This window comes from Mycobacterium basiliense (genome assembly GCF_900292015.1).
Lineage (GTDB): Bacteria > Actinomycetota > Actinomycetes > Mycobacteriales > Mycobacteriaceae > Mycobacterium > Mycobacterium basiliense.
The window spans coordinates 4,136,506-4,149,178 of record NZ_LR130759.1 but is presented as its reverse complement, the minus strand read 5'-3'; the positions used below and the strand labels follow the sequence as shown (position 1 = coordinate 4,149,178).

The window sequence follows — 12,673 nt, the reverse complement described above, 5'->3', positions numbered from 1 at the left end:
CTGACCCCGAATAGGGGATGGGTGATGGACGTTCAGTGTGATTACGTGGTGGTCGGCACCGGCTCGGCCGGAGCGGTGGTGATTAATCGACTCAGCGCGGACCCGGCTACCTCGGTGGTAGCGCTGGAGGCAGGACCGCGCGACACGAACCGGTTTATTGGAATTCCGGCCGCCTTTCCCAAGCTGTTTCGTAGTGAAATCGACTGGGATTACTTAACCGAACCGCAACCACAACTCGGTGGGCGTGAGATTTATTGGCCCAGAGGCAAGGTGCTGGGCGGCTCGTCGTCGATGAACGCGATGATGTGGGTACGCGGATTCGAAGCCGACTACGAGGAGTGGGCTCGGCAAGCCGGCCCCCGATGGTCCTTCGGCGAGGTACTCGCCTACTTTCGTCGGATCGAAAATGTCACCGATGCCTGGCACTTTGTCAGCGGAGATGACAGCGGGGTCACCGGTCCGCTGCACATCTCCCGTCAACGCAGTCCGCGCTCGCTGACTGCGGCCTGGCTGGCCGCGACCCGCGACTGCGGCTTTGCGGCCACCCAACCGAACTCCCCGGAACCGGAGGGCTTTTGCGAAACCATTGTCACCCAGCTGCGAGGTGCCCGGTATAGCGTTGTTGATGCGTATCTGAAGCCGGCGATGCGCCGCAAGAATCTCAGTGTGCTCACCGGGGCGACCGCGACTCGGGTGGTCTTCGACCGGAATCGCGCGGTCGCCGTGGAATACCACCGGGATGGCCATCCCTTCGTCGTACAAGCCCGCCGCGAGGTCGTGCTCTGCGGCGGTGCCGTCAACAGCCCGCAGTTGTTGATGCTCTCCGGCATCGGAGATCGTGATCACCTCGCCGACCACGGCATCGAAGCCATCTATCACGCGCCGGAAGTGGGTCAGAACCTGCTGGATCATCTCGTCACGCCACTGGGATTCGACGTCGGCGGTGACAGCTTGGTCGCTGCCGAAAAGCCGAGGCAATTGATCAACTACCTGCTGCGCCGCCGGGGCATGCTCACCTCCAATGTCGGCGAAGCATACGGATTTGTTCGCAGCCGGCCCGAACTGGAACTGCCGGACCTTGAGCTGATCTTTGCGCCGGCGCCGTTCTACGACGAGGGACTTCCTGCCCATCCGCCTGGTCACGGCGTGGTCTTCGGGCCGATCCTGGTCGCACCGGAAAGCCGCGGCCAGGTCATGCTGAGGTCTGCGGACCCGGTTGCCAAACCAATCATCGATCCGCGCTATCTGTCTGACCCTGGTGGCCGTGATCGCGCCGCGATGATGGCCGGTCTGCGAATGTGCGCTCGAATCGCTCAAGCGCCCGCACTCAGCGGCATCTTGGGGCACATTGCCCGCCCCCTCAACAGCACCGAGTTGAACGAGGCAACCCTCGAATCGGCGCTCGTGACCTGTTCGCACACCCTGTACCACCCGCTGGGCACCTGCCGGATGGGCGGCGACGATACCAGCGTGGTGGATCCGCAGTTGCGAGTCCGCGGAGTCGATGGACTGCGTATCGCCGATGCGTCGGTAATGCCAAGCACGGTTCGGGGGCACACCCATGCGCCATCGGTGCTGATCGGTGAGGTAGCCGCGGACCTGATCGGCCGCTAACCGAGGGCCGTAATGCCGTTTTCTCGCCGCTTTTACGACCTGTTGCGCTGCCGACTACCGGCGCCCTCGGCACAATGATGCGTATGGCGGGCCGACACCGATGACGATGAGCGCGAAACGGCGCCGGGTGCACGACAAGCTGGCGGGGTTGCCGGGTGTGCGACCCGTACGTCGGCCGGTGTCGCCGGGCAGCGGTGATGAGTTCGATCTGTACTACGTTCGTACCGGCCGCAAGTCCACGAACCCGATCGTGATCATCCCGGGCGGCCCGGGGGTGGCATCGATGCGGCTGTACAAGGGGCTGCGGAGGCGCGCGGCCGCCGCCGGTCTGGACGTCATCATGGTCGAGCACCGCGGCATCGGCATGTCACGCCACGACGACTCCGGTGCGGATCTGCCGCCAGATGCTCTCACCATCAATCAGGTGGTTGACGACGTGGCCGCGGTGCTCGACGACGCAAACGTGGACGCGGCCGTCGTCTACGGCACGTCGTACGGCACTTACGTTTCGGCGGGACTGGGCGTTCGCCATCCCAACCGAGTGCGGTCGATGATCCTCGACTCGCCGGTGCTGTCCAGCCATGACATCGCGCTTGCGCGCGATGCGATTCGGGGACGACTGCTCAAGGGCGATACTCCGGATACCGCCTCGTTGGCGCCCAAGATTCGCCGGTTGGTGGACTCGGGAGTGATGACCGCTTCGGCAGCTCAGGTCGCGGCCGCGGTCTATGGCTACGGTGGCGCCAAGCTGCTCGAACGCCAGCTGGACTTATTGCTCCAGGGTCGGACGGCGTTGTGGCACATGATGTTCCGGTCCACCACCGTGGTCACCCGTAAGGTGCCGTATCGTTACGAGATCGACCTGGTCGGCCGCATTGCATTTCGTGAACTCGACTATGCCGCCGAGCCCGACGGTCTGCCGATCGACCCCGCGGTGGCAATGCGTGAGACGCTGAGCGTGACAGATGCCTTCCAATTCGAGCCGTTCGACTTGGTGGCCGAAATGCCGAAATTCCGTTGGCCCACCGTGCTGATAGCCGGTGGCCGTGACCTCATCACCCCGCCGGCGGTCGCCGAGCGGGTCGCATCGCTGATTCCCAACGCCCTATTGCTGGAACTTCCGACCATGGCGCACAGCGCCCTGGACTTCCGGGAGCCCGCGGCGCTCGCGATCGCCGCCGCGGTATGTCGCAGTGAGATCGCCGGGCTTGCCGACAGGGCGCCGGCGCTGGATGCCCTGCCCGCCAGCCTGCCAATCCGCCTGCTGTGGAAGACAATCGACTTGGTGGCTGCCGCAGAGCATGCAATGCCTGCGGTACCGTCGCTGCGGTCGCGCTAGGTCAGCTGCGCATGAACCCGATTGCGGTGTAATCCAGGTCAGCCAGCCCGGTCGCGCCAAAGTTGGCCAGCGTGCTGCGCACGGCCACGGTACCGGGCGACTGCGTCAGCGGCAGGCTGAATCCTTCGGCCCAGACGAGCTTGTCCACCTCATTGGCCAACGCGCGCGCCCTGGCGGGATCGAGCTCTTCGAGCGTTCGCTGAATCGCGCTGTCGATCTCGGGGCTACCGATCTTGCCGAAATTGCTTTCTCCCTCGGAGGCGTAGATTTGGGTGAGTGACGACAGGGGGAACGCGTCACCGACCCATCCGAACAGCGCGATATCGAAAGCGCCCACGTTGATGTAATTGCTGAAAAAACCACTACCTGATCGGGATTGCAGGTCAAGCTTGACCCCGATCTGGGCCAGACTATGTTGAGCGACTTGCGCAAATTGCCGAGTGCTCTGGGCGTCGTAAAAGAGCATGCGAACTACCAGCTGGCGGCCGTCTTTCTCCCGGAACTTGCCGTTGAGCTTCCAGCCCAAGGCATCGAGCTCTCGTTTCGCCTGCTCCGGGTCGTACGGGGTGCTGTTGTCCTGATAGCCCTCCTGTCCGGCAACGAAGACGTGATTGTTCAGTGGCGCGGGATCATTGGTAAGGCCGTAGAGCGCGACCTTGGCAATCGTTCGGCGGTCGATGCCCTTGCACACCGCCAGGCGCAGCACCGGGTCGGCGAGGATGGCTCCGGGAGCACCGTTGAGGGTGAAGTGGCTCCAGCTTGGCGCCGGTGCCCGGCGGATCGAGATCCCCTTGGTGCGTTCGGCGATGGTGAGTTGATCGAGTGAGCCGATTCCGGTCGCGTCGATGGTGGAGTTCTGCAGCGCCGGCAATCGCGCGGCATCGTCGAGGACCAGGTAGGTGATGCTGTCCAGGCGAGGCTTCTTGCCCCACCATTTGGGGTTGCGGGTCAACACGATTCGCTGCGCGCTGCGGTTCAGTGTAGTCACCATGAACGGGCCGGCGGAGGGTCCTGGTCCCTGGAGCTGGCCCTTGTTGAATGCCTCCGGCGTGGCGGTCATGCTGGCCGGTAGCAACATCCCATTGCCGGCGAACATGCCGCGCCATTCCGCGTAGGGCTTGGCGAAGGTCACCACGGCCTGGCGGTCGTTGACGCCCTGGGTTACCGACGCGACGCGCTCTGCTCCGTTGGTCGACGCGATTTCGAATGCCGCGTCAGCGCCGCTGGTCGCATGGATTTGACTGGCGATGTCACGCCAGGTGATTGGGGTTCCGTCGGACCAGAAAGCTTGGGGATTGATGGTGTAGGTGATTACTTGGGGGTCGGTCCCGGTCAGTTCGATGCTGGTGAAGTAGTCGGTGTCGACCGTCGTTGAGCCATCCGGCCCGATGGTGAAGGCGCGCGGCAGGGTGGCCTTCATCAGCGCCCCGGTCTCGGCCGAATTTCCGTCGATGTTCAAAGTGTTGAAGTTGGGCGGGAAGTCGCTGAGCGCGAGCCGCAGGTGGCCACCATCTTGCAGCGTGGCGGGGTCCTGGGGGTTGATGTCGCTTGTTGCGCCCAGCTGCGTTGCGCTACCGGGCCGGGGTGGAAGCGGGGTACCTGCGGAGCATCCCGCCAACACCAGGGTGGCGACGAACAGCGAACTCGCCGCCCGCCGCGCTCGAGTCTGCGCCCAAGGCCTAAAACCGAGGCTCAACAACGCCCTCAACGCAGGCTGGACGGCATGAGCGCAGGCTCGACGCGGACCGCGGCTAGCCACGTTTGCCCGGATCCGGTTGCGGCACCGCGCCCAGCAGCCGCTGGGTGTACTCGTGTTGCGGATTGCTGAATACCTCCTCGCTGCTGCCCTGTTCGACAATGGTGCCGGCAAACATCACGACCACATCGTGGGCGAGATGTTTGACCACCGAGAGATCGTGGGAGACAAACAAATACGATAGCTTGAACCGCTCTTGCAGGTCCAAGAGCAGGTTGATGATCCCGGCCTGGATCGAAACGTCCAGCGCTGACACTGGTTCATCAAGCGCCAAGATCTTGGGTTGCAACGCCAGTGCGCGCGCGATACCGATGCGCTGTTTTTGTCCGCCCGAGAACTCGGCGGGGTAGCGACTGGCGTCCATGCGCCGGAGCCCGACGGTGTCAAGTAGCTCGGCGATCCGGGCGTTGGTGTCGGCCTTGCCGAATCCATTGGCTCGTAGCGGTTCGGCTAGCAAATCTGAGATGGGGAGCCGCGGGTCCAGCGAGGCCACCGGGTCTTGGAAGACGACTTGAATGTCGCGGCGCAGCGATCTGCGGGCCGCATGAGTCAGGGTCGCGACATCGGTGCCGAGCACATCGATCGATCCTGATTGCGGCGCCGTCAGTTCCAGGATCTGGTGCAAGGTAGTGGATTTGCCCGAGCCGGATTCACCGACAATGCCGAGTGTATGACCCTTTTTTAGGTCGAAGCTAACGCCGTCGACGGCGCGAACCTCACCGATCGATCGGCGCAGCAACACGCCCTTGGTTAAGCGATAGGTCTTGACCAGATCGCGCACCTGGACGACAACGGACGAGTCGCCGGGTGCTCGGACGCTGACGTCGACGTTGACGCCGTAGATGTCCGCGGCGCTGCGACCGATGACCTGATCAGTGCGGATGCACGCCGCCCGGTGATCGGCTGCCACGTCGATTAGTTCCGGTTCTTCGCCCCGACATTCGTCAATCACCAACGGGCAACGCGGTGCGAACGGGCAACCCGGATCGAGACCTGCCAGCGACGGCGGTGCGCCCGGAATCGGCACCAGCCGCGTGCCCTGCGCGGCGTCCAGCCTGGGGACGGAGCCCAAAAGGCCTATGGTGTAGGGCATTCTACGATCGCGGTAAAGATCGTTGACCGTTGCCGACTCCACCACTCGTCCGGCATACATCACCAACGCCCGGTCGGCGAATTCGGCCACCACACCCAAGTCGTGGGTGATGATGAGTACCCCGGCACCGGTGACGTCACGTGCCGTCTTGAGCACGTCAAGGATCTGTGCTTGGACCGTAACGTCGAGCGCTGTGGTGGGTTCGTCGCAGATCAACAAGTCGGGGTCGTTGGCGATGGCGATGGCAATAACCACTCGTTGCCGCTCGCCGCCGGAAAGCTCATGCGGGAACGCGCGGGCGCGTTGTTGCGGCTGGGAGATGCCGACGAGGTCAAGCAGTTCCACCGCGCGCTGGCGCGCCGCCTTGTTGCCGACCCGCGGTTGGTGTACTTCGATAGCTTCGGCGATCTGGTCGCCAACGGTGTAGACTGGGGTCAGGGCGGACATCGGATCCTGGAATACCGTGCCGATAGTCTTGCCGCGGTACCGCGACATCGCGTCGTCGGCGAGCCCCAGGAGTTCAGTGCCGTGCAGCCGGACGGAGCCGCGGACGTCGGCGTACTGCGGCAGCAAGCCCACCACCGCCATTGCGGCTGCAGATTTGCCCGAACCGGATTCGCCTACCATCGCCACCACCTCGCCCGGGTTGACGTGGTAGCCGATGCCGCGCACCGCGGTCACTGGATCGCGGTCGGTGGGAAAGGTGACGGCCAGGTCGCTGACCTGAAGCAGCGGGCTCATCGGCCGCCTCGCCGCAGCGTTCGGCTAGCGGGGTCCAATGCGTCGCGTAGGCCATCGCCGGTCAGATTGGCGCACACCAGAATCAGCACCAGTACGCCGGCCGGGAATAGGAAGACCCACGGAAAGGTAGTCGCGGATTGGGTGCCATCAGCGATCAGGGTTCCTAGCGACACATCCGGTGGTTGGATGCCGAAACCGAGGAAGCTCAAACCGGTTTCGGCCAATATTGCCGCGGCAACGTTGAGCGCAGCGTCGATGATCAGAATCGACGCCACGTTCGGTATCACGTGGGCGGTGATGATCCTTCGGGAGGAAACGCCCATATACCTTGCTGCTCTGATGAATTCGCGCTCGCGCAGGCTCATGGTCATGCCACGGACCATGCGCGAGCTGATCATCCAGCCAAATCCGGCCAGCAACAGCACCAGGAACATAATGTTGGCGGAGTTCTTGGTCCGTGGGGTGACGATGGCGATCAGGATGAAGCTGGGGACCACTAGCAGCAGGTCGACCACCCACATCAGCGCCCGGTCCCGCCAGCCGCCGAAGTACCCGGAGATTGCCCCCACGGTGGCTGCGATCCCGGTGGAGATCACCGCCACGCAAACACCGATGAGCATCGACTTCTGCATGCCCCGTAGTGTCTGCGCGAGCAGATCTTGGCCCAGCGCATTGGTGCCCAGCCAATGTCGTGTGTTGGGTGGCTGCAGTAACGCGTCGAAATCAAGGTCGTCGTAGGAATAGGGCAGCAGCGACGGCAGCGTGTAGCAGCCGACGAACAGCAGAACCAGTACCACCAGCGAGGCGACCGCGGCCCAGTTACGTAGGAACCGGCGCAGCACCAGGGCGCGCCGTGACGTGAAATCCGCTGACTCGGTTTGGTCGGTGCTGGTCATGACACCCGCACCCGTGGGTCCAGAGCCGCATAGATGACGTCGGAGAGCAGGCCGGCCAACAAGACCACGGCTCCGGAGAACACGGTGATCGCCGCGACAATGTTGGTGTCCTGCGTTGCGATGCCGCGGACGGCCCATTCACCCATCCCATGCCAGCCGAAGATCTTTTCGACGAACACCGCTCCGGTGACCAGTCCGGCTACCCCGTAGGCGAACAGGGTGGCCATGGGTATCAACGCGGTCCGCAACCCGTGTTTGATCAGCGCGCGCCGGCGGGTGAGTCCTTTGGCGCGGGCGGTACGAATGAAGTCCTGGCCCAAAACGTCGAGCATCGCGTTGCGCTGATATCGGCTGTAACCCGCGGCGGCGCCCAATGCCAGCGTGAGCGAGGGCAGGACCAAATGCTTCAACCGGTCGCCCAAGGCGGCCCAGGTGCCGCCGGTGACGCCCGGTGAGGTCTCTCCGGTGTAGTCGAAAAGCTGAATACCCGCCGCCCAGTTGACTCGCAGCGCGCCCAGGATCAGCAGGTTGGCCACGACGAAGGTCGGCGTGCTCAACACCAGTAGTGCCAGCACGGTGACAACGCGGTCACTGAGGCGGTACTGACGGATCGCGCCCCAGGCCCCAATCGCCACGCCTACCGCGGTGCCGACTACCGATCCGATCAGCAGCAACCGCAGGCTGGTTGCTATGCGGCGGCCCAGTTCGGCAGAGACCGGCTGGCCGGTGATGGTGACTCCGAAGTCGCCCTGAACCGCGTGCGAGACCCAGTGCGCATAACGGAGCGGTATGGGCTTGTTCAATCCGAGTTCGGCGGCCTTGGCATCGATGACTGCTTGTGGAGGGCGCGGGCTGCGCTGCATGAGGCTTTCCAGTGGCGAGAACGCGAGCGACGTCAGGCAGTAGGTCAAGAACGACGCCAGCGCCAATAGCACGAGATAGTTCAGCAACCGGCGCGCCAGAAATCGTGTCATGCCCACCCACCGTGCCGCATTGGGACAGGGTAGCGAGCCAGGGGCGTAGCGCGCCGCCAACCGGCTCGGCTTGTCGATCAGGGGGGCAGATATCCGTTCGTCCTGCCGTCGGAGAGCGCTGCGGTGCATAAGTGACACCGCTTCGCGGTGGGGTCATTGCGATCTTGCTGATTCACATGGGTGAAATCCACGGGCCAGGTTGTTAAGCTCCTCCGCGGTATCGATCTGCGCAGCAAATCCCATCCGCGATACTCGAGGAGACCGGCGTGACGGTTACTGATGACTACCTAAGCAACAATGCCGAATACGCAAGCACGTTTCAGGGTCCGCTTCCGATGCCCCCGAGCAAACACATCGCAATTTTGGCGTGTATGGATGCCCGGCTCGACGTCTACCGCCTGCTGGGCATCAACGAGGGGGAGGCGCACGTCATCCGAAACGCGGGCGGGGTTGCCACCGACGATGCCATCCGCTCGTTGGCCATCAGCCAGCGCCTGCTGGGGACCCGGGAGATTGTCCTGATTCACCACACGGACTGCGGCATGCTCACCTTCACCGACGACGACTTCAAGCGCGCCATTCAGGAAGAGACCGGGGTCAAGCCGCCCTGGGCGGCCGAAGCGTTCCCGGATGCGGCAGAAGATGTCAAGCAATCCTTGCGCCGCATCGAGAACAGCCCGTTTGTCACTAAGCACGTCTCGCTGCGGGGGTTCGTCTTCGACGTCGCCACCGGCAAGCTCAACGAGGTCACGCCGTAGCGAGGTTTAGCCAACCTTGTAGGTCGCCAGGGCTTTGGCGAGCAGCCGGCTTTCGGGATCGAGGATGTCGGCCTCACAGTTGACCAGTGACCGGCCACGACGCAGCACCCGCCCCACCCCGATCACATCGGTGGCGCGCGCCGGAGCCATGAAGTCCACAGCCAACGACACAGTTACCCCGCGCAGGTCTGGCGGTGCCTTAGCGCCGCACCAGGCCGCCGCCATGACCGTGAGGTCGGCGAGGGTGGCGATGGCCCCGCCATGCACCATGTCGCCGATGGTCACGTTGGAGGGGTCCCACGGCAGCCGGAGTCGCACTTCGTCGTCGCCGAGGTGATCTGCGACGATTCCCAGCTTGGTCACGAATGGAGATTGCGGAAGGAACTGTGCGATCACGTCACGTCCGCTTGGAGGTTCGGTGGATCCGGAAGGGCTTGCCATCGGTCCATCCTTTCCTATGGCCTCCGATAGGCATAGGCCGTAGCGGTGCGGTGCACGAACTTTCGTTTAGCAGTCGTTGACACCGACGGGGCGGGCTGGTTCCATGGATGGCAATAACCATAAATATGGTCAATTCAGCCAGTTTTATCAAGTATGAGGCAGACTCATGACAGGTGAACCATGACCAGCGGCATAACGGCTGGTCCGGCGGTCGGGCAGTACGAGTTGAGTCATCTGCGCTCGCTCGAGGCCGAGGCAATGCACATCATTCGCGAGGTGGCTGCGGAGTTCGAGCGGCCGGTGCTGTTGTTCTCCGGCGGCAAAGATTCGATCGTCATGCTCCACTTGGCGCTGAAATCGTTTCGGCCCGGACGGCCGCCATTCCCGGTAATGCACGTCGACACAGGCCACAACTTCGACGAGGTCATCGCGACCCGCGATGAGCTGGTTGCTGCGTCCGGAGTGCGGTTGGTGGTGGCATCGGTGCAAGACGATATCGACGCCGGCCGGGTTGTCGAGACATTCCCGTCGCGCAACCCCATGCAAACGGTGACGCTGTTGCGCGCCATTGGGGAAAACAAGTTCGACGCGGCATTTGGGGGAGCCCGCCGTGATGAGGAAAAGGCGCGCGCCAAGGAGCGGGTGTTCAGTTTCCGCGACGAATTCGGCCAGTGGGACCCCAAGGCGCAGCGCCCGGAACTGTGGAACCTCTACAACGGACGCCATCACAAGGGCGAGCACATCAGGGTCTTTCCGCTGTCCAATTGGACCGAGTTCGACATCTGGTCCTACATCGGTGCCGAGGAGATAACCCTGCCGTCGATCTACTTCGCCCACCGGCGCGAGGTTTTTCAACGCGATGGAATGCTGCTGGCCGTGCACCGACACATGCAGCCGCGCCCCGATGAGCCGGTGTTCGAGGCCACCGTGCGATTCCGCACCGTTGGCGACGTCACGTGCACCGGATGTGTGGAATCGGAGGCCGCCACCGTCGAGCAGGTCATCGCCGAGACCGCGGTGGCCCGGCTGACCGAGCGAGGGGCGACCCGGGCGGACGATCGGATTTCGGAGGCCGGGATGGAAGACCGCAAACGGCAGGGGTACTTCTGATGGCCGCATCAACCACACTGCTGCGCATCGCCACCGCCGGCTCCGTCGATGATGGCAAGTCCACCCTGATCGGGCGGCTGCTCTATGACTCCAAGGCCGTGATGGAAGACCAGTGGGCGTCGGTGGAACGCACGTCGAAGGAACGCGGCCACGACTACACCGATCTGGCTCTGGTCACCGACGGCCTGCGGGCGGAGCGTGAGCAAGGCATCACGATCGATGTGGCTTACCGCTATTTCGCCACTCCCAAGCGAAAATTCATCATTGCCGACACACCCGGACACATCCAGTACACCCGCAACATGGTGACCGGCGCTTCCACCGCGCACCTAGTGATCGTGCTCGTTGATGCACGGCACGGGCTGTTGGAGCAATCCCGTCGACACGCGTTCCTGGCCTCGCTGCTGGGCATCCGCCACCTGGTGCTGGCGGTCAACAAGATGGACCTGATCGGCTGGGACAAAGAGAAATTCGAGGCGATTCGCGACGAGTTCCATGCCTTCGCCGCACGCCTGGACGTGCAGGACGTCACTTCCATTCCGATGTCCGCACTGCATGGCGACAACGTGGTGACCAAGTCGAACCAGACGCCTTGGTACGAGGGGCCGGCGCTGTTGTCCCACCTGGAAGAGGTCTACATCGCCGGTGACCGAAATCTGGTCGACGTGCGGTTCCCGGTTCAATACGTCATCCGGCCGCACACCCTCGAGCATCAAGACCACCGCAGCTACGCCGGCACAGTGGCCAGTGGCGTGATGCGACCGGGCGACGAAGTGGTGGTGCTGCCGATCGGCAAGACCACCCAGATCACCGCCATCGAGGGTCCGAACGGGCCGGTGCCAGAAGCATTTCCGCCGATGGCGGTCTCGCTGAGCCTTGCCGACGATATCGATATCTCCCGCGGCGACATGATTGCCCGCACCAACAACCAGCCCAGGATCACCCAGCAGTTTGACGCAACCGTGTGCTGGATGGCCGATTCCGCCGTCCTCGAGCCTGGCCGCGACTACCTCGTCAAGCACACCACGCGAACCACACGCGCCCGAGTTGTCGAGCTTGAGTATCGGCTCGACGTCAATACCCTGCACCGCGACAAGACCGCAACAGCATTGAAGCTCAACGAACTTGGTCGCATCAGGCTGCGCACGCAGGTGCCGCTTTTACTCGATGAATACAGTCGGAACGCCAGTACCGGTTCGTTCATCCTGATCGACCCGGATACCAATGGCACGGTTGCTGCGGGCATGGTGCTGCGCGACGTGTCTGCTCAGACGACAAGCCCGAACACCGTGCGGCACAAGTCGCTGATCACCACAGCGGAGCGACCGAAAGGTAAGACCGTGTGGTTCACCGGACTGTCCGGCTCGGGCAAGTCATCGGTGGCCATGCTGGTCGAACGCAAGCTACTCGAAAACGGCATTCCCGCCTACGTTCTCGACGGCGACAATCTGCGGCACGGATTGAATGCCGACTTGGGCTTCAGCATGGCCGACCGTGCGGAGAACTTGCGTCGACTTGCCCATGTGGCCACGTTGCTCGCCGACTGCGGTCACGTCGTACTGGTGCCGGCGATCAGCCCGTTGGCCGAGCATCGAGCGCTGGCTCGTAAAGTGCACGCCGATGCCGGATTTGACTTCGTCGAGGTGTTCTGCGACACGCCGCTCGAAGATTGCGAGCGGCGAGATCCCAAGGGGTTATACGCCAAAGCGCGGGCCGGTGAGATCACCCATTTCACCGGGATCGACAGTCCCTATCAGCGGCCCAAGAAGCCCGATCTGCGGCTCACGCCCGAACGTGACTTGGATGCGCAGGCGCAGAGGGTTATCGAACTGCTCGAGTTGCGGTCCTAGTCGTCGCTACAGGCGGGGTTTGATTGCCCCGCTCCTTCTCGCAACGCTTCGCGTTGCGCATCGTCGCTACAGGCGGGGTTTGATTGCCCCGCTCCTTCTCG

At 63.4% G+C, this 12,673-nt stretch carries 9 protein-coding genes and 1 pseudogene; 5 read left to right on the top strand and 5 right to left on the bottom strand.

Annotation, left to right across the window (positions count from 1 at the left end):
- Window positions 1-24: 24 nt before the first annotated feature.
- Window positions 25-1,614: a GMC family oxidoreductase gene (locus tag MB901379_RS17460; protein ID WP_158017767.1), complete on the top strand. Its 1,590-nt coding sequence runs from the start codon at window positions 25-27 to the stop codon at window positions 1,612-1,614.
- A 100-nt stretch (window positions 1,615-1,714) separates the two neighbouring features.
- Window positions 1,715-2,953, top strand: coding sequence for an alpha/beta fold hydrolase (locus MB901379_RS17455; RefSeq protein WP_158017766.1), 1,239 nt, complete (start codon window positions 1,715-1,717; stop codon window positions 2,951-2,953).
- A gap of 1 nt (window position 2,954) precedes the next feature.
- Here MB901379_RS17455 and MB901379_RS17450 read toward each other — a convergent pair whose 3' ends face one another.
- The 4 genes from MB901379_RS17450 to MB901379_RS17435 are packed head-to-tail and all read right to left on the bottom strand — an operon-like array spanning window position 2,955 to window position 8,413.
- The gene (locus tag MB901379_RS17450; RefSeq protein ID WP_158017765.1) at window positions 2,955-4,712 is read right to left on the bottom strand and encodes an ABC transporter family substrate-binding protein; all 1,758 of its coding nucleotides are present in this window, start codon (window positions 4,710-4,712) and stop codon (window positions 2,955-2,957) included.
- Window positions 4,705-6,543, bottom strand: coding sequence for a dipeptide ABC transporter ATP-binding protein (locus MB901379_RS17445; RefSeq protein ID WP_158017764.1), 1,839 nt, complete (start codon window positions 6,541-6,543; stop codon window positions 4,705-4,707). The genes MB901379_RS17450 and MB901379_RS17445 overlap by 8 nt, the downstream gene beginning before the upstream one ends.
- Entirely contained in the window at window positions 6,540-7,439 is a 900-nt protein-coding gene (locus MB901379_RS17440) for an ABC transporter permease (RefSeq protein ID WP_158017763.1), read from the bottom strand. The genes MB901379_RS17445 and MB901379_RS17440 overlap by 4 nt, the downstream gene beginning before the upstream one ends.
- Window positions 7,436-8,413: an ABC transporter permease gene (locus MB901379_RS17435; RefSeq protein WP_158017762.1), complete on the bottom strand. Its 978-nt coding sequence runs from the start codon at window positions 8,411-8,413 to the stop codon at window positions 7,436-7,438. The genes MB901379_RS17440 and MB901379_RS17435 overlap by 4 nt, the downstream gene beginning before the upstream one ends.
- 266 nt (window positions 8,414-8,679) lie before the next feature.
- Here MB901379_RS17435 and MB901379_RS17430 point away from each other — a divergent pair, with 266 nt between their 5' ends.
- On the top strand, window positions 8,680-9,171 hold the full coding sequence (locus MB901379_RS17430) for a beta-class carbonic anhydrase (protein WP_158017761.1): 492 nt from the start codon (window positions 8,680-8,682) through the stop codon (window positions 9,169-9,171).
- Between the two features lie 6 nt (window positions 9,172-9,177).
- Here the strand turns inward: MB901379_RS17430 and MB901379_RS17425 are convergent, their stop codons facing one another.
- On the bottom strand, window positions 9,178-9,567 hold the full coding sequence (locus MB901379_RS17425) for a PaaI family thioesterase (protein ID WP_174237112.1): 390 nt from the start codon (window positions 9,565-9,567) through the stop codon (window positions 9,178-9,180).
- A gap of 152 nt (window positions 9,568-9,719) precedes the next feature.
- Here MB901379_RS17425 and cysD point away from each other — a divergent pair.
- A pseudogene (gene cysD, locus MB901379_RS17420) lies at window positions 9,720-10,722 on the top strand (sulfate adenylyltransferase subunit CysD).
- A complete protein-coding gene (gene cysC / locus MB901379_RS17415; protein ID WP_158017758.1) occupies window positions 10,722-12,572 on the top strand; it encodes an adenylyl-sulfate kinase in 1,851 nt (616 codons plus the stop codon). Before cysD ends, cysC begins: the two are co-directional and overlap by 1 nt.
- Window positions 12,573-12,673: the final 101 nt, after the last annotated feature.